The sequence below is a fragment of the Larkinella sp. C7 genome (genome assembly GCF_006149005.1).
GTDB lineage: Bacteria > Bacteroidota > Bacteroidia > Cytophagales > Spirosomataceae > Larkinella.
Map to the genome: position 1 here is coordinate 19,226 of NZ_VBSL01000011.1, position 18,825 is coordinate 38,050.

The 18,825-nt window shown below is 51.6% G+C and carries 13 protein-coding genes; 2 read left to right on the forward strand and 11 right to left on the reverse strand.

Translation table 11 applies throughout. From position 1 onward, the window contains the following. Positions 1–112: 112 nt before the first annotated feature. Complete coding sequence (locus FH871_RS23015; protein WP_138993788.1) at positions 113–796, reverse strand: carbonic anhydrase; 684 nt, start codon at positions 794–796, stop codon at positions 113–115. Next, on the reverse strand, positions 762–2,378 hold the full coding sequence (locus FH871_RS23020) for a SulP family inorganic anion transporter (RefSeq protein WP_138993789.1): 1,617 nt from the start codon (positions 2,376–2,378) through the stop codon (positions 762–764). Before FH871_RS23020 ends, FH871_RS23015 begins: the two co-directional genes overlap by 35 nt. A 159-nt stretch (positions 2,379–2,537) precedes the next feature. Here FH871_RS23020 and FH871_RS23025 point away from each other — a divergent pair, with 159 nt between their 5' ends. Both FH871_RS23025 and FH871_RS23030 read left to right on the forward strand, forming a co-directional pair. After that, positions 2,538–3,782, forward strand: coding sequence for an RsmD family RNA methyltransferase (locus tag FH871_RS23025; RefSeq protein ID WP_138993790.1), 1,245 nt, complete (start codon positions 2,538–2,540; stop codon positions 3,780–3,782). After that, complete coding sequence (locus FH871_RS23030) at positions 3,782–4,492, forward strand: hypothetical protein (protein WP_138993791.1); 711 nt, start codon at positions 3,782–3,784, stop codon at positions 4,490–4,492. The genes FH871_RS23025 and FH871_RS23030 overlap by 1 nt, the downstream gene beginning before the upstream one ends. A 201-nt stretch (positions 4,493–4,693) precedes the next feature. Here the strand turns inward: FH871_RS23030 and FH871_RS23035 are convergent, their stop codons facing one another. The 9 genes from FH871_RS23035 to rbfA form a co-directional block, all read right to left on the reverse strand. After that, complete coding sequence (locus FH871_RS23035) at positions 4,694–7,192, reverse strand: bifunctional UDP-N-acetylmuramoyl-tripeptide:D-alanyl-D-alanine ligase/alanine racemase (RefSeq protein ID WP_138993792.1); 2,499 nt, start codon at positions 7,190–7,192, stop codon at positions 4,694–4,696. Between the two features lie 14 nt (positions 7,193–7,206). Beyond that, the gene (corA, locus tag FH871_RS23040) at positions 7,207–8,286 is read right to left on the reverse strand and encodes a magnesium/cobalt transporter CorA (RefSeq protein ID WP_138993793.1); all 1,080 of its coding nucleotides are present in this window, start codon (positions 8,284–8,286) and stop codon (positions 7,207–7,209) included. Positions 8,287–8,340: 54 nt separating this feature from the next. After that, positions 8,341–9,207: a universal stress protein gene (locus tag FH871_RS23045; RefSeq protein WP_138993794.1), complete on the reverse strand. Its 867-nt coding sequence runs from the start codon at positions 9,205–9,207 to the stop codon at positions 8,341–8,343. Positions 9,208–9,634: 427 nt separating this feature from the next. Further along, complete coding sequence (gene polA / locus FH871_RS23050) at positions 9,635–12,607, reverse strand: DNA polymerase I (RefSeq protein WP_138993795.1); 2,973 nt, start codon at positions 12,605–12,607, stop codon at positions 9,635–9,637. Between the two features lie 116 nt (positions 12,608–12,723). Further along, on the reverse strand, positions 12,724–13,218 hold the full coding sequence (locus tag FH871_RS23055) for a hypothetical protein (RefSeq protein ID WP_138993796.1): 495 nt from the start codon (positions 13,216–13,218) through the stop codon (positions 12,724–12,726). Between the two features lie 121 nt (positions 13,219–13,339). Beyond that, a complete protein-coding gene (locus FH871_RS23060; protein WP_229317515.1) occupies positions 13,340–14,416 on the reverse strand; it encodes a DUF1080 domain-containing protein in 1,077 nt (358 codons plus the stop codon). A gap of 37 nt (positions 14,417–14,453) precedes the next feature. Further along, entirely contained in the window at positions 14,454–17,009 is a 2,556-nt protein-coding gene (locus FH871_RS23065) for a M1 family metallopeptidase (RefSeq protein WP_138993797.1), read from the reverse strand. 67 nt (positions 17,010–17,076) lie between these two features. Beyond that, the gene (locus FH871_RS23070; RefSeq protein WP_138993798.1) at positions 17,077–18,306 is read right to left on the reverse strand and encodes an FtsX-like permease family protein; all 1,230 of its coding nucleotides are present in this window, start codon (positions 18,304–18,306) and stop codon (positions 17,077–17,079) included. Between the two features lie 15 nt (positions 18,307–18,321). After that, a complete protein-coding gene (gene rbfA, locus FH871_RS23075; protein WP_114405908.1) occupies positions 18,322–18,699 on the reverse strand; it encodes a 30S ribosome-binding factor RbfA in 378 nt (125 codons plus the stop codon). Positions 18,700–18,825: the final 126 nt, after the last annotated feature.

The window sequence follows — 18,825 nt, forward strand, 5'->3', positions numbered from 1 at the left end:
AAAGGAATGTAAAATGCTAAATGATGAACGCTAAATGTAAAAGTAAAGAGCACTAGCCCACTTTTACATTTAGCGTTCATCATTTAGCATTTTACATTCCCTACCATTTCAACTACTTCAACAGCCTAATATCCGTCGTCAGGGCTTTCGACAAACCGTCTTCGTCGCCCAGATCGCGAACGAACTGAACGTCGGCTTTGTCTTCCGGCGACAAATTGACGATTTCTTTCAACTGCCCGTTGTGAATATCAAACACCCAGCCGTGCAGCCAGAGTGGTTGCTTCTGATTCCAGGCATTCTGGACAATGGCCGTGTGGCCCAGGTTATACACCTGCTCCCGCGTGCTGAGTTCGACCAGGCGATTGAAGCGGCTGGGCTCGTCGGGCATGTTTTTCAGTTCCTCGAAGTATTTCTCCTTCACGTTCTGAATATTCTGCAACCAGTTGTCAATCAAGCCATAGCGTCTGTTGTGCAAGGCAGCTTTTACCCCGCCACATTCGTAATGACCACAGACAATCACGTGCCGGACTTTCAGCACTTCGACAGCGTATTGCAATACACTGAGCAGATTCAGATCCGACGAGATGACCTGGTTGGCGATGTTCCGGTGAACGAACATTTCGCCCGGAAGGGTACCGGTGATTTCTTCGGCAGATACCCGGCTATCAGAACAGCCAATCCACAGAAAATCAGGCTTTTGGTCAGCTGCCAGTGCCTCAAAATAGAACTCATCGAGTTCCAGTTTGTCCAGTGCCCAGGCCTTATTCGCTAATAGTAACTTCTCGTGTCTTTGCATGGGTACGTAAGCTACGTTTTTTTAATGAAACATTTTTCAGTTCATACTTGATGTCCAGCGTGTGCGCCGTTTCCTTGAAATCCTGCAGGATGTTGTAAATATCGTGGTCAATAAAGGAAGCGTGGGTGCCATCGACCAACACTTCATCACCCGTCTGCAACTCGCGCAGGGTTTCTTTCAACTGGGGCTTCACCAGAAAATACATGTCTTTCTGGATCTTGATCAGCACCCGGTTTCCATCGCGCACCACCCGGAAGGCAGCCTGAAAGTTGGTCAGCAGAACAAACACGATGCCGACCACCAGACCAATCCCGATGCCTATGAGCAAATCCGTAAATACGATACCCAACACCGTGACAATGAACGGAATAAACTGGTAAATACCTTCCCGGTACGTCTTTTTGAAAACTTCCGGTTTGGCCAGTTTATACCCCACGGTGATCAGCAAAGCCGCCAGACAGGACAACGGAATCAGGTTCAGGAACGGGGCGCCCAGAAATACCGCCAGCATCAAAAACAGACCGTGAACAATGCTCGAAACCCGGGTTTTGCCACCACCGTATACGTTGGCCGATGTCCGTACGATCACAGATGTTACTGGCAAACCGCCAATCAGACCCGAAACCATGTTGCCAATTCCCTGCGCCACCATTTCCTGATCGGGCGACGACACCCGTTTTTCGGGATCGAGTTTATCGGCGGCCTCCAGATTCAGGAGCGTTTCCAAACTCGCTACAATGGCGATTGTAAACGCCGTAACATAGACTTTTGGATTGGTCAGGGCACCAAAATCCGGAAAATAGAAAATAGAAAAAATGCTTTTTCCGGCTTCTATTTCCGGAATTTGCACCATGTGCTGGTGTCTGGAGGTTCCCAGATACCACTCGGGCATCATGACCCGGAACAGTTCGTTCAAACCGACCCCCAAAACCACCACCGCCAACGCGCCCGGGAAATTCTTGAAAAAACCGATGCCTTTTTGAGCGGCTTTTCCCCAGAAATGCAGCAGGATAAAGGAGGCAAAGCTGATGATGACGGCACCGGTGCTGGCTGTCACCACGGCCCGGTAAATTTCGGAAAGGGTGTTTTCACCGTCGGCCAGTTGCTGAAAAGCAAATTCACCCTCAAAATCATTATCCCGACCCAGGGCGTGGGGAATCTGTTTCAGAATAATCACCAGGCCAATGGCAACCAGCAGGCCCCGGATGACACTATCCGGAAAATAACCGCTAAATTTCCCGGCTTTTAAAACGCCTAATCCCAGTTGAACCATACCGGCCAGAACCACCGCCGTCAGAAATACTTCAAACGAACCCAATCCGGTAATGCTGTCAGCCACAATGACGGCCAATCCTGCCGCCGGACCACTGACGCTGACTTCTGAACCCGACAGAAATCCAATAACGAGACCGCCAATCATGCCGGCCACCAAACCCGAAAACAAGGGCGCACCCGACGCCAGTGCAATCCCCAGACAGAGGGGCAGTGCTACCAAAAAAACCGATAAACCAGCCGGTAAGTCCGAGCGAAACGTAGAGAGGGAATAATGCGATAAGGTCTTTAGAGGTCTAAAGAATTTCATATTATCTTCAATTATGATGAAAAATTAGCGTAGCATAGTTCTGTCTTGCAGGCGAATAAATGGTATACGCCTATAAGAACAGTTCTATAACCACAAAACTCGTAATAAAATTTTAATCTGTTTTTAATCTTTTCACGGTTTTCACTATTTCTTTAATAAATGCTACTTTTCAATTCCAGCGAACGGGCTTTAATACAGGAACATCTGCACGATGACCCCCATACGTTCGTATTGCGGTATGCGATGGATGACGGTATTCGGGTGAAAGCCATAGCGGATCAATTGGTCGCCCGTCAGAAAGCGCGAACCAAATTGCCGGGCTGGTATGAAAATCCTGAACTGGTATTTCCCCCGGCGCTATCGGTCGAACAGGCCTCTTCGGAACGGACAGCGGCTTATAAGGCTTCCCTCATTTCCAACAACGGTGCAAAAGCCGGTCTGCTTCTGGATCTAACCGGTGGTATGGGCGTCGATGCCCTTGCTTTTTCAAGGCACGCGGAACGTGTCATTTACATCGAACAACAGCCCAATCTGGCCGAACTGGCTGCGTATAACCTGCCAAAACTGGGGGGTAACAACATTGAATTTCCGCATCAATCGGAGCCCAATACCAACGCAACCGCTTTTTTGACTGCAATGACGGAAACCGCCGACTGGATGTATCTGGACCCGGCCCGTCGCGATCAGCAGGGCGGCAAGGTCGTTCGGCTGGAGGATTGCGAACCCAATATCCTGGACTGGTACCGCCCCGATGACCCAACCGGTTTTCGCCACAAAACGAAGGCGGTTTTGCTAAAAACGTCGCCCCTGATCGACATCGAGCTGGTGATCCGGCAACTCCCCGATGTGTCGGCGGTGCATGTGGTTTCGGTCGACAATGACTGTAAGGAAGTACTGTTTGTTCTGGCGGGCCGTGAAAATCCGGAGATTGAGGTGACGGCGGTCAACCTCCGTTCGGCGGCACCGGACAGCGTGTTTATTTACCGCCGAAATGAAGAACGAACCGCTGATGTTCAATTTAGCGATCCGATGCGTTACTTATACGAGCCCAATGCGTCTTTATTAAAAGCAGGCGCCTTCCGGATCGTTGCCAAGCGGTTTGGTTTGTTCAAACTGGCACCCAACAGTCACTTGTATACGAGTGACCAACTGGTTCCGGACTTTCCCGGCCGGTCCTTTGAAATACTGGGAAATTGTAAACCGGATCGCAAAGCGGTTCACGTTTTTTTACCAGACGGGAAAGCCAACCTGAGCATCCGGAATTTTCCGGAATCCACTGAGACTCTGCGTAAAAAACTTAGCTTAGCCGCCGGGGGCGACCTGTACCTGTTTGCCACTACTCTGTCTGACAGGAAGAAACGAATTTTAATTACACGAAAACCAGTTTATCCATCGTTACACTAATGAAAGCACATTTGTTAAAGTCGTTCTTACCCGTATTGATTTTCTCAGGCCTGATCAGTTTTCTGCTGATTTCACCGTCTGTTCTGGCCCAAACTGTGTCGTCGGCTACTGAAAAAGTAGACCAGATTTCGCTGGTGGGTCTTTCCCTCAATCTACCGATCGAAGGAAAATTTGTTGAAAAAGAATGGGAGACGTTGCTGAAATCGTACGGCAAAGTGACCACAGGACGCAGTGGCGTTTATAAGGTGCCAGCCGCCAACATTCCGGCGCTATCCAACGAGCCTTTGAACGTGGCCAGCAAGGTAACCACTGACAAAGCAAAGGCCACGGTTTTTCTGGCCGTCGACAAAGGCAATGCCGATTATGTGAAACCCGGTAGCACGATGTACGATCAGGTGGAAACCCTGCTCAAGGAGTTTGCGGAGCGCACGCGCATCAATTACGACATCAAACTCGCGGATGATACGTTTAACGAAGCCCAGAAAAAGCAGGAGAAACTGGTCAAACAGGGCGAAAAGCTGATTCGGGATCTGGAACGGAACAAAAAAGAGAAAGACAATCTGGTGAAAAAGATGGACGAGAACGTCCGCGAACTGGAGCAGTTGACCCGCGATACGGAGACCAACAAGAACGATCAGATCAATTCGGCCAAAGAACTTGAAGTGAAAAAGCAGGCCCTGGAAGCAGCCCGAGCCAAATTACCGAAATAGATTTTCCGAGAGGAAAGAGTATAGACAAGAGAGTAAAGAAAAGTACTCCAGTTGAGTTGGTCTCTACTCTCTTGTCTAGTTTCTCTACTCTGGAAAAAAAGTTGGGCAGACGCTGATCTACCAACTTGGAAGAACCCTGTGAGAGCGGTTTGTGGGGACAGATGAGGCCCGTCAGTCGGATTCCGGCTGGCGGGCTTTTTATTATTCCCGGTAGAACACCCGCTTGACCCGCTCGCTTACTCCCGTCAGAATTTCGTAGGGAATGGTCCCGATGCGTTCCGCCAGAGCCGCAATCGAAACCGGCTGACCAAATAAAATGACTTCGTCTCCCTCCTCTGCCTGCGTTTCGGATACATCGATCATCGTCATGTCCATGCAGACACTGCCCACGGTGGGGCACAAAAGGCCATTGACCCAAACCTGCCCGACTCCGTTGCCCAACCGACGGTCGTAGCCATCGGCATAGCCGACTGCCAGTGTGGCGATGCGGGCGTCGCGGTTCAAAACACCCCGGCGGCTGTAACCCACGGTTTCTCCGGCTTTGAGGTCTTTGATCTGGCTGATGATGGTTTTCAACGTGCCAACCGCCTGAACCTGTTGTGGTTCGAGTTTGCTGACTTCAACGCCATACAGTCCGATTCCGAGCCGAACCATGTCCAGTTTGTAGTCGGGCAACCGCACAATGCCCGCCGAGTTGAGCAAATGCCGCAGCGGGCGATACCCCAGCATTTGCTCCAGTTGCGTCGCTCCTGCAATCAGTTGCCGGTATTGTTCCTGCGAAAAAGCCGTGTGTTCCGCTTCGTCGGAGCCCGCCAGATGACTGAAAACCGAAGCCACCCGAAGATCCGGATTGGCCGTCAATATTGCACCCAATTCGGCGATTTCGCCGGGCAGAAAACCCAATCGATGCATGCCCGTATCGAGCTTGATGTGAATGGGCGGGTACTTTACAACCGATTTTTCAGCACCCGGTTGTGGATGTTCTTCTTTCAGAAATTGCCTCCATTCTTCCAGAATCCGAAAGCTGAATATCTCCGGTTCCAAATCATAATCAAGCAGTTGCCGAAACGACTCCGGTGCCGGATTCATCACCATGATGGGCAACGTAATTCCATTCTGACGAAGCCCCACGCCCTCATCGGCGTAGGCCACGGCCAGGTAGTCGACACGGTGGTATTGCAGCAGACTGGCCACCTCGGCACTGCCGCTACCGTAGGCAAAGGCCTTCACCATCACCATGATTTTGGTCTGCGAACCGACTTTGCTCCGGTAAAAATTCAGGTTGTGCGTAAGGGCGTCGAGGTTTATTTCCAACACCGTCCGGTGCGATTTCTGCACAAAACGACTGACCACGCTTTCAAACGAAAACCGCCTTGCGCCCTTCACCAGAATCACCGAATCCGTCAGTTCATTCAGGTAACCCGACTGCAACAGCGCGTTGGTAGTCGCATAAAACCGGGTTGGCACCGTAAAAACCGTTTGATACCGCCCCATTTCCGGCCCGACGCCAACCAGTTGGCTGATGTTTTTTTCGGCCACCATCCGCGCAATGGCCGGATAGAGTTCATCCGGTTTCATCCCGGTTTCGAGCAGATCCGATAAAACCAGTATTTTGGGGCGGGAAGCGTCCTGCTGATTCAAAAAATTAAGCGCAATCGACAAACCGGCGAGGTCGTTGTTGTAGGTATCGTCGATCAACAGATTGCGGTGAATGCCTTCTTTCAGTTCCAGCCGCATCGACACGGGTCGCAACCGGGCAAACCGTTCCCGCAGAAGGTTCGCGTCCGAAATGCCCAAAACCAGTGTTGCCAGCAGGACGTGCGTTGCATTTTCGAGCGATGCAGGATCAGAAAACGGCACCTCAACCCGGAAATCACGTCCTTCCCATTGCACACTGATTTGGGTACCGGTCGTTTGGGGAATATAGGAAACCGGAACGGTTGCGGTTGGGTCCGTCGACCAACTGATCAGCCGAATGGTCGGGTTGACGGCTTTGAGCAGCAAATGAATTTCTTCATCAATTTCCGAATATGATTTCCGATAAATCAACGTCTCCGCTTTACGGAACAGCCGGAGTTTTTCGGCTACTTTCTGCTTCTGGCTTCGGAAACCTTCGTCGTGGGCCGGGCCGACGTTCGTAAAAATGCCAATCGTCGGGTTGATAATGGATTGAAGCGCCTGCATTTCAGCCGGTTTTGAAATACCGGCTTCAAAAATCCCCAGCGTATGGTTTTCGTTCAGCGGCCATACCGACAGCGGAACCCCCAGTTGGGAGTTGTAGCTTTTCGGACTTTTCTGGATCCGGAAATCGGGCGACAGTACCTGCGCCAGCCATTCTTTCACGATGGTTTTGCCATTGCTCCCCGTGATGCCGACTACCGGAATCGTAAACCGGCTGCGGTGTTCGGCGGCTAATTCCTGCAAGGTTTTCAGGCTGCTGCCCACCTCATGGATGCGGGCGTCGGGCAACTGCGCCAGTTCGTGCCGCAGGTCGGGTGTCAAAGCGGACGTTTCGACGACAAACTGCCGGACGTTTTTTTTGTATAATTCCGTAATAAACCGATGCCCGTCGTGGTGTTCACCCTGAATGGCAAAAAATACCGGTTCTGCCGCCCCGTTCTGCGTCGGCGACAACACCTGACGGCTGTCCGTCACCGGATACACCTCAGATGTATTGATCCCAAAATCCTGAATTTTCATCAAAACTATATCACCTAAAACCACCGCCTTCGGCGGAAATAAATAACCATTAAAACAAACAAAAGGACCATAACACCCAAGACGACAAAGTAGCCGTTTTGGGTGTGGAGTTCCGGCATGTTGTCAAAATTCATTCCATAAACCCCTACAATAAACGTCAGCGGCATAAAAATAGCCGAAAAAATCGTCAGCGTTTTCATGACGGCATTCATGCGGTTGCTGAGCGTCGACAAATAAACATCCAGCAAACCGGTGGCCAGTTCGCGGTAGGAATCGATGCTGTCAAGCACCTGAATCACGTGGTCATACAGATCGCGGAGGAAAGGCATGGTGGCCGGACGAATCAGTTCACTGTCTTCCAGAATCAGCCGGTTGATCATTTCGCGAACGGGCCAGACCACTTTCCGCATCAACGTCAGTTCGCGTTTCAGGGTATACAGCCGTGTCAGGGTTTGCTGCCCGGCCACCTGCTGAATGATGCTATTTTCCAGGATTTCGAGCTTTTCGCCGATGCTGTCCAGCACCACAAAATAATGGTCGACGACCAAATCCATCAAGGCATAGAGCAGGTAATCGGGGCCGTTGCGCCGGGTTTTGCCCGCCGACGCTTCAATGCGATCGAGAACCGGCTGAAACAAATCGATTTTTCGTTCCTCCTGAAACGAAATCAGATAGTTTTTGCCCAACACAAAACTCAGGTGTTCATTTTCCAACTCCTGTGTATCAGTGTTGAAATGCAGCATTTTAAGCGTTGAAAACACATAAGCACCGTCGTATTCCTCCACTTTCGGCTTTTGCTGGGAGTTCATAACGTCCTCGAGCAACAGCGGGTGCAAGTGGTATTGCTGGCCGATGCGCTCCACCACGGCGGGTTCGTGAATGCCGTCGACGTTGAGCCAGGAGACGAACGGTGAACCGTCAGTCGGTCGCCCGCAGGAATCCAGCCGCTTCAGGGTTTCGACGGTATAACTGGCTTCGTTGTAGAGAATCCGCCGAATGGTGGTTTTGTAGTCGATCTCCTGACCAACGTAAATGAGGGAACCCGGTGAGGTTCCCACTTTTTTTTCAGAATGCTTGTACCGGCGTCTGCCCATCGTTTTCAGGCACTCACGAACCAGGCGGTGTTACCCGTCCTGTCTCCGCAAGCACTAGTAGTTTTCTTTCGCGTGATACACCAAAACCGGAATGTCGGAACTCAACACCATGCGTTTGGTCAGGCTGGGGTTCAGCAATTTGCTCAGGAAATCCCGTTCGCGGGTTGCCATGATCAGCAGATCGACCTGGTGGGTTTTGTTGTATTTCGTCAATCCTTCTTTCACATTATCGGCATCGACGGTGTCTTCTACAAACCGCTCCCGGCCAAATTCGGCTTCGATCTGATCCAGAAACTGGCGGTCGTCATACACATTGGGCTGGTTGAGGGCCTTGATTTTCACGAGTCTTAATTTGGACTCAAACATCCGGGCAAGCTGAACAACGGGCCGAAGGATGTGGTTTTCGTCAAACTCCAGTTGGGTTGCATACACGATGTTTTCCAGCCGAACCGGATGGTTTTCGCCGTGTTCCAGCGTTGGCACCACCAAAACCGGGCAGTGGGCCGTCATGGCCACATCGGCCGCCGAACTCCCCGCCAGCCAGTCAAAAAACGTATCGATGTGGCTCCGCCCCATTACGATCAGATCCGGCTGTAACTCATCGGCCACCTCCACAATTTCATCGTCGATTGATCCAAATCGGTTTTCAATCCGGGCCGTAAACCCTTCCCGTTCAAGCTGTTCGGCCAACTCCTGCAGGTTTAACTCGCCAACGTCTTCCATTTCCTGAGCCGCCAGAATGCCCGCTCCTACTTCGCCCGTCGGCAGCGTCGTGTCCGGAATAAAAGGCTGCGTGACGTGAGCCAGCACCAGCGTCGTTTCATGGCCATCGTTGATATAGTGTTTGGCAATGAATTTGGCCCAGGCCAGGGCCAAATTGGAGGTGCCGGTAAAATCAGTGGGAACCAGTATATTTTTCATGCTTTGAGGGATTAGTGATTCCATACTAACAAAAAAAGAAGGCTTCCGGCCCGGAAACCTTGTTAATTCTTTATGAACACGGTTTCAAATACTTCGATATTTAATGTTCGATATTCAAGATTCGATATTCATTTTTTGATTTTAACGCAAACGGTGAGATTACTGACCCGGGAAAGGTCCCATGTTAATAGCAAATGCGTATTCTGAGCACCCCGGCGTGCCAGAGGTACGCGATACAGACTTGGTTGCGTACCTGCGGCACACCTGAATCTCTTAAAATACCCATTTCCTATTAACCTTACGTGCCGCTGGCACTTAAACAACGGTTAGGCAAGGGCATCATCTCATCGTTGGCATTGATTTTAATAAATATCGAATACTGAACATCGAATAACGAAGTGGTTTCCGCTCATCGGAGCAGGTTGCGTCAATGCGCCACCAGCCAGTTTTCGCCAATTCCGATACCAGTTTCCATCTTGACCGCCAGCGGAATCGCCGTTCGCATCAGTTCACCGACGTTTTCTTTCAACAACTCCAGTTCATCCTTGTGGGCATCGAAAACCAGTTCGTCATGAACGGTCAGGATCATGCGTGACTTCAAGCGGTTTTCCCGGATAAACTTGTCAATGTTGATCATCGCAATCTTGATCATATCGGCCGCCGACCCCTGAATGGGTGCGTTGATGGCGTTGCGCTCGGCAAAACTCCGGTCGGTCATGTTCCGGGAATTGATGTCGCGCAAATACCGGCGTCGGCCCAGAATCGTTTCGGCATATTCGCATTCGCGGGCCTTTTCAATCGCTCCGTCCATGTACTCTTTAATGGCCGGAAAACCGGCAAAATATTCCTGAATAATTTCGGCCGCTTCCCGGCGCGGAATCCGCAATCGGCGGGAAAGGCCGAACGCTGAAATCCCGTAGATGATCCCGAAATTGACCATTTTAGCTTTCCGGCGCATGTCTGAATCCACCTCCGCCAGCGGTACTTTGAACACCTTGCTGGCGGTTTGGGTGTGAATATCGATGCCGTTGTTGAACGCGTCCAGCATGGTTTGATCCCCGCTGAAAGCCGCCATGATGCGCAGCTCGATTTGCGAATAATCCGCCGACATGATCAGAAAATCATCGCTGTGGGGCACGAAAGCCTTCCGAATTTCACGACCCCGGGGCGTCCGGATCGGAATGTTCTGCAGGTTCGGATTGGTCGAACTCAAACGCCCGGTTGCCGCCACCGCCTGGTTGAACGAGGTGTGAATCCGGCCATCGTGTTTACTCATCATGAGCGGAAGCGCATCGACGTAGGTGTTTTTCAATTTGACCAACTCGCGGTAATCCAGAATCTTCCGGGCAATTTCGTGATCGGCTTCCAGATCGGTCAGAATCTCCTCGCCGGTGGCATACTGACCGGTTTTGGTCTTTTTCGCTTTGCTGTCCAGTTTCAGTTTATCAAACAACACCTCGCCCAGTTGTTTGGGAGATCCCACGTTGAAGGGGCCGCCCGCCAGTTCATAAATTTCGCTCTGCACCTGCCGGATGTCGGTTTCGAGCGTCGCAGAAAGCTCGGCCAGGGCATTCATATCCACTTTCACGCCCCCCAGTTCCATGTCGCCGAGGACGCGCACCAGCGGCATTTCAACTTCGTAGAACAGTTTGGTGAGCTGATTTTTCTCCAGCAACGGCAAAAAAGTGTCTTTCAGTTGCAGGGTAATATCGGCATCTTCTCCGGCGTATTCGACCACTTTCTGAATTTCGACATCGCGCATCGACAACTGCTTCGGCCCTTTCTTGCCAATCAGCGTTTCGATCGAAACCGGTTCGTAATTCAGGTGCGTCATCGCCATCATGTCCATGTTGTGCCGCTGCTCCGGTTCGATCAGGTAATGCGCCACCATCGTATCGAACAGCTTGCCCTGCACTTCGATGCCGTATTTTTTCAGCATCAGCATATCGTATTTCAGGTTCTGGCCGACCTTGATGATCCCGGCATTTTCAAAAACCGAGCGAAACTCTTCGACAATGGCCTGGGCTTCTTCGCGATCAGCCGGAACCGGCACGTAAAACGCTTCACCCTTGCGGTATGCAAACGACAAACCCACCAGATCGGCCTCAACGGGATCGGTCGAGGTCGTTTCCGAATCGAAACACAAGGTATCCTGCTGATTCAAATAATGCACCAGACTTTTCCGCAACGCGGGGGTATCGACCAGCCGGTAATCATGAACGACCGAATCAATCGTGCGCCGGGGTTCAGGCTGTCGGTCATTCGGTTCCACTTCTGTCCAGTCAGCCTGCATATCGTCCGTGTTGGCAATCGCCTGCGGCCGGGCTCCTTTTTCAAAGGCTGAAATGGCCGCGCCCACACCCGGTTTTTGATCGAATGCAAACGGCAAGCCCTCCGTCCCGGATGCATTCGCAGCCGGGGTTGCAGCGGGGGCCAGAACCGCTTCATCGAACAGGCCCATCTGCCCTTTGGCACCCGGTTTGGCCGGAGCCACCGGAAACGGGCTGGGCTCCGAATCTTCCTCGCCCACCAGCCGCCGACGCAGTTGCCGGAATTCCAGTTCGTCCAGCAAGGCCGACAGTTTGGGTTTGTCAGGTTCGGTATGTCGCAGGGCGTCTTCGTTAAATTCGAGCGGAACGTCGAGGTGGATGGTGGCCAGTTGTTTCGACAGCAGGCCCTGTTGGGCAAACTGCACCACGTTCTCTTTCAGCTTGCCTTTCAGTTTGTCGGCATTGGCAATCAGGTTTTCGACGCTGCCAAATTCGGCCACGAGTTTCTGAGCGGTTTTTTCGCCAACGCCCGGAATCCCCGGAATGTTATCGACCGAATCACCCATGAGCCCCAGCATGTCGGTCACCTGACTGATTTCCTGAATCTGCCAGCGATCGAGCACTTCTTTCACGCCCAGTTTTTCGGCTCCTTTGCCCATGAACGCCGGGCGGTAAATGTAGACGTGTTCTTCGACGAGCTGGCCGTAATCTTTATCCGGCGTCATCATAAACACCTCAAAACCAGCTTTCGAAGCCCGTTTGGCGAGCGTTCCGATGATGTCATCCGCTTCGTAGCCATCCAGAATCAGAATCGGAATGTTCATGGCTTCCACCAGCTTTTTCACATACGGAATAGCAATGCTGATATCCTCGGGCATGGCCTGACGATTGGCCTTGTATTCCACAAAAGCCTCGTGCCGGAAGGTCTTTTTGCTGCTATCGAACGCAACGCCGATGTGGGTCGGTTTTTCCTTTTGAAGAATCTCCAGCATGGCGTTCGTAAATCCGAATACACAACTGGTATTCAGGCCCCTGGAGGTGATGCGGGGGGCTTTACTGAAGGCAAAATGGGCGCGGTAAATCAACGCCAGTGCATCCAGCAAAAACAGTTTCTTTTCTGGTTTATTCATTGGTAAGTTGCCGGAAAACGGTCTGCGCAACGGGCAGAAAACGACCCTTGCAAATAACGAAATATCGTCTCCGTATCAAAATCATAACGACGGCGCCGGGGGATTGATTCCGGTCGCTACTGATCCCGAATCGCGTTTAAGTACACTTGTTGCAGGGTTTTATAAGAGGCTGTCGTACCCGAAATTATATCCTGAACCGGTCCCGGCTTGTCATCAGAAAAGAAACGGTGCCTTTTACGAAAGTCAATTTCGTACGGGCCATAATTCCACGAAAAAATATCGAAGTCGCTGGCCGCTTCATCATCCAGCCCCCATCCGGCAGCCACAGCATACGGCCCGATATCCCCTTCGATGGCTTGCAACAGGGAATCATCGCTGTGAAAAAAGAGATGAAACCCCGCTAAAAAACCAGAATCCGGTAAAATATATACCCTGATCGTTTCAATTTTCAATCCGTAGAGAAACAGATTGTTTTCTGCCAATTCTTTGTTCGATAGGTATAGCAACCGATACAAGCCATTCATAGACACAGGACGCACGCGTGCGTCCGTCTGGAAGTCTATCTTTTCGAGGTATGCAATGCTTTCGCTCAGGTTTTTAAAGTCTGCCATTACGCCACTTGGTTAGGTTGAACCTAAATTTTAGATCACCGGAGAGATCCAAGGCGGTTTTTAAAAGGAAAAGGGCGACTGAAGCCGCCCTTTTCCAAAAAATCAGTTGTCAGATGCAGCACTACAACTCCCGCACCCAGATATTCCGGAAGCTGATCGGTTCGCTTTTGTCACCGTGAGCCTGCAATTTGATGGGTGCCGATTCGTATTTTTTGTACTGGGGCTGACCAATGTACGTCGTTTCGCCTTTCAGTTCGTAGTTGTTCTGCACCACGACGCCGTTGTGAATAACCGTCACGTGGGCCGGGGTCTGCACCGAGCCATCGGCGTTGAATTTCGGAGCATTCCAGATCACGTCGTACACCTGCCATTCGCCCGGTTTTTTGCTGGCGTTGGCCAGCGGAATCGCCTGCTTGTAGATGCTTCCTGCCTGGCCGTTCGAGTAGGTTTTGTTTTCGTACGAATCCAGCACCTGGAGCTCATAGCCCGCGTCGCCGGGGCCGGTAGAAGCCAGGAAGATGCCGCTGTTGCCCCGGCTCTGGCCGGTCAATGAGATTTTCTCGGGAATCTTCCATTCGATGTGAAGCTGGTAGTTCGTGAACGACCGCTTGGTTTCGATGTTACCGGCGGCCTTGTTGACGGTCAGAACGCCTTTGGAAACCGTCCAGTTGGCGGGCGATTTGTCTTTCACCGTCACCCACTGATCCAGGTTTTTGCCGTCGAACAGAATCACCGCGTCAGAGGGCGCATCGAGGGGCGTTTTTCCCGCCGTAATCACCTTCGGAACCGGGTCCCATACTTCAGTTTCTTCGGGTTTTGCCCGCGGACGAGTGGCAGTTGCCGTGCTGGAGGAGCCACCCTGACGCATCAGCGTTCCGGGAACCTCGCTGCCATTGTAATTGACGGACAGAATCATTTTATCACCCTCAACGGTCCCTTTGACAGGAATCACATTCCCATCGTATTCCGTTTTGAACGAGAAACTGGTGCCATCCACCTTTCCCTCTTTGATGGGAAGGGAGCCGTTCGCATTGCCGATGGTTCCGGTCAGTTGGTTGCCGTCGGTTTTCAGGTCCAGGGTCAATGCATAATCGTCGCCTATTTTTCCGGACCATTTCCCGTCAATCGGACCCGCAGCCAGCGCAACGGTAAGGCCGAAAAAAGCACTTAAAATCGAGGTAAAAAAATGTTTCTTCATAGGAATTCCCTGGGTTTTGTTTTTGACGAATACTGTTTTAAAAATCTTTAAACTGCTCATACATTTCCTTTAGTTTCGGATCGCGCTCGCTCAGCCGAATGTCTTTCCGCATGGATTTGACGCCTTCGATGTCCTGCAACAAGCCCAGCACCTGATAGGCCCCAAACCGCACAAAATACGCCGGGCTCGTGCGCGCCATCACTTCCAGCATCGGAATGGCCTGCCGCTGGGTGTCGGCCCCCGACCGAATCAGGTATTTCCCGAAGACCTGCAAAAAGTTATAAAGGTCCTGCGATTTCATGGTGCTCATCTTGTTGATGAACCAGGTATAGCGGCTGGTATCGGTCGAATTGGCGTAATAATTGGCCACTGCCGTCACGATGTCGCCATTGGGGACATTCTCAAAACGGGCGGCAATTTCATTGGCGTCACCCGGTTTTGACAACAAATAGGAATCCAGTGCCGACGAAACGACCGCATACGACGTATCATTCAGCGCTTCCCGGAACAGCGGGTCATTGACATTGTCGGCATACGAAGCCAGCGTGTTGATGCCTTCCTGCCGCACCAGTGAGCGTTCGTCATTGCGGGCTTTGCTCTGCACAATCCGCTCCACTTCCGCAAACTCCTGCCCGTCGTATTCCGCAAAGTTTCCAACGGCCACCTGACGGATTTTCCAGAATTTGTCCTGCATGGCGTCCATCATCATGTGCCGAACCGTCGAATCGATCAGGTTGCTCTTGTCTTCCAGCCGGGTAATCGACTCGTATTTGTCCCGGTAATTGTCGGTATGATAAAATTGAAACAACAGTTCCGCCTTGTTTTTTTCCTGCTCAACGGTTCCAACAATCCGGTGATCCGCGTCGAACACGATCAAATCCGGGCGTTGTTCCACCGTAAAATTGAGCACCTGTCTGGCTTTATCGACCACCACATCATAGCTTTTCTTCTGCCCTTTTACCCACAGATCCACTTTCACGGGCAGGCGATAAATCGGGGTTTTGGTCGAATCCTGTTGCTGAATAACCGTCAACTGTACGCCCCCCTGCCGGTATTCTTTTTCGATCTTGATCACCGGATGGCCCGGTTTCAGAAACCACTGATCGAAGAACCAGTTCAGGTCTTCGCCGGTCACCTCTTCAAAAGCTTCGCGCAGGTCGCTGAGCTCGGCGGTTTTGAAACGGTGGCGTTTGAGATACAGCGTCAGGGATTCGAAAAAAGCATCATCGCCAATCGTCCGGCGGAGCAGGTGCAACACCCGGCCCCCTTTGGCATACGAGTGGCTGTCGAACATCTGCTCGCGGTCGGTGTAGCGGTACCGGATCAGCGGTTCCTGCTTGGTTTCCGATTCGGCAATGTACTGATTCAGATCATCCAGCCCGTGCATATCGGCCGAATACGTCCCTTCGTTGTGTTCCCGCCAGAGGTATTCGGCGTAGGTGGCAAAGGCTTCGTTCAGCGGCAGGTTGGCCCACGACTCGGCGGTGGCCAGGTTTCCGAACCAGTGGTGCGACAGTTCGTGCGAAATCACATCATCGGAGTTGCCATCCACCAGTTGCCGCCCGTCCATCTGAACGGTTTCACCATGAACCGTCGCCGTGGTGTTTTCCATCGCGCCGGTAACAAAATCGCGCACGGCAATCTGGCTGTATTTCTCCCAGACGTACGGCACCCCGAATTTTTTCTCAAAAAACTCAACCATCGCGGGCGTCCGGCCAAAAATGGCGCGGGCGTCTTTCTCGTAGGCCGGTTCCACATAGTAGCTGACTTCCAGCGGCCCGCGCTCCGGTGTTGCCGCCAGCGAATCCCTGACGTAGGCGAAATCACCCACGGCAATCATTGCCAGATAGGGCGAATGGGGCAAGGTTTGTCGCCAGTAATCGGTGCGCGAACTGTCCTGATTGACCGTTGATGAAATGAGTTTTCCGTTGGAAAGCGTCCGGTATTTGTTCTCGACCGTCAGGTAAATCTCCTGCGTCATTTTCTCGTTCGGCGTGTCGATGGTCGGAAACCAGCACGAATTGGCTTCGGTTTCGCCCTGGGTCCAGATCTGGCGGGGTTTGTTCGGTTCCGCGCCGTCGTGGTTGATAAAATACAGCCCTTTATCCTGCGAAATGGCCGCACTGCCTCCCAATGGTCGTTCGTTCGGTTTGGCGGTATAAACGATCTGAATATCGAAGGTATCGGCGCGGGTGTAGGTTCGGGGCAGCAGAACGTGAATCTTTTGCCGGTCGTTGTAGGTATAGTTGAGCGTATCGAAAACCGTTTCACCGGTTTTCAGCGTGTCGAGCAGAAAAACGCCTTTGATTTCGAACCCTTTCGCATCGACATCCAGCGTATTCTGGGGATAAAAATGCGGTTTGAACCGCAGGCGCGCAATGCCGTGAACCCACTGGCGCACCCAGTCGAAGCTCAGATCGAGCCGGGTGTGAAGCAAATCGTGGGGCAGCGTTCGGGTGGCGTTATAGGGTCCGTTGACCGTGAGCGGAGCGTTTTTTTTGTCCGCATCACCCGCACGATTCTGCCCCAGTGCCCACTGGCTACTGATAATAATAAGAAGGACGAACCCGATATTTCGGATAATTTTAAGCATACAGATCATTCACTTAGCCTTATCAAAACGGGGAAATTCGTTTTTTAGTAAATACTTTTCCATTCCTTTACTGCACACTGTCGACGGCTTTGGAAACGGCGGCCGCCTTTTGAGCCGGAAACCAGGATACCACAATGGTCACAACAATAACGATCAGGGTGGTAAGAATCAGGTCATTTCCGTGAATTTTAACCGGATAGGCGTCGATGAGTGAACTCTCGATGCCCATCGATACAAAGCCAAACCGCTGCTGCAACAAACACAACACAATCCCGAGTACCAGGCCCACAACACCGCCAATACAGGCAACGATTGAACCTTCAAACAGAAATATCCGCCGAACCAGCGAGGGCGATGCCCCCATTGCGTACAGAATGGCCACATCGTCTTTTTTCTCAATGGCCAGCATCGACAACGAGAAAAAGATGTTGATTGATGCAATCAGCACCAGAAAACCCAGCGTTACGGTTACAAACAACTTTTCAACGCGAATGGCCCGAAACAGGTCGGGGTTCAGATCATCGCGGTCTTTGATCACGACCGTCGACCCCAATTGCTGTTGTAAACTCTTTTTCAACGAGGCAATATCGGTTTCCGGCTTCACCTGCACCTCCAGCGAAGAGATTTGATTGGGCTGATACCCAATCAGTTCCCGAACCACACTGAGCGGTGCCAACACGTAATCATTGAAATTGTCTTCAATATAAAATACGCCCGAAACCAAAAAATTAGCCTGATTAAAAGCATCGGCCGACAAAACCGTGTAGGTCTTGCGGTTTTGCGGATACCAGAGTTCGAGGGGCGTCAGGATGTCTTCGGGTGAAATCAGCAACGCGTTTCGCACACCCTCGGCTACCAGCGCGTAATCAACGCCATTTTCCTGCAACCGCAGTTTTCCTTCCACCAAAGCCGTGTCCAGTTGCCGGCGTTGCAAATACGAATTGTCGATTCCTTTCAGCTTGACCACCGTCTGCCCTTCGCGGTAACGCGCCAGCGCATTGTCTTCAATCACCTGCGTAATGAGCAGGACCTCCCCGTTTTTCCGGATGTTCTGCAACATAGCGGGCGAAACCGTCAGGCGCTTTCCCTGTGCCGGTGCCACCGTCAAGTCCGCTTCGAACGTCTTGAAAATCATCCGGTTCAACTCCTCCATGCCGTTGAAAACCGACAGCACGACCACGAGTGCCATCGTGCCAACTCCCACGCCCAGCATCGACACCAGCGAAATCAAATTGATGAAACTACGCTTGCGTTTCGAGAAAAAATACCGGCGGGCAATCCAGAGGGGAAGGTTCATGGTGTGGTCCAAACGTTACTCTTCGTCTTCTTCCTCCGGTGCGGGCGGGATATCGAGATTGGCGAAAATAGCGTCCATTTTGGCCGCGTATTCGGCGGTATCGTCCAGGTAAAAATGCAGTTCCGGCATAATCCGAAGCTGGTGGCGCACCCGGTCGGCAAGTTGCTGGCGAATGGCCTTGCCTTTTTCCTTGATCGATTCCAGCAGCAATTCTTTATTCGGTGTTACCAGAAAGCTCAGATATACCCGGGCAATGCTAAAATCGGGTGACACCCGCACGTTCGTCACGGTGATAAAGGCCCCGTTGAACAGGTGTCGGCTATCGCGCTGAAAGATTTCACTCAGATCTTTCTGCAACAGCCTCGATACTTTCTGTTGTCGTTTCGATTCCATACTCTTTTAAAATTAATGAATAATGAGGGGACTGCTCAATAGGAATCAAAAATCCTATTTCGTTATTCACTATTCATTATTCAGTGTTCATTATTCACTCAACACCCTGCAAATATCCGCCTTTTA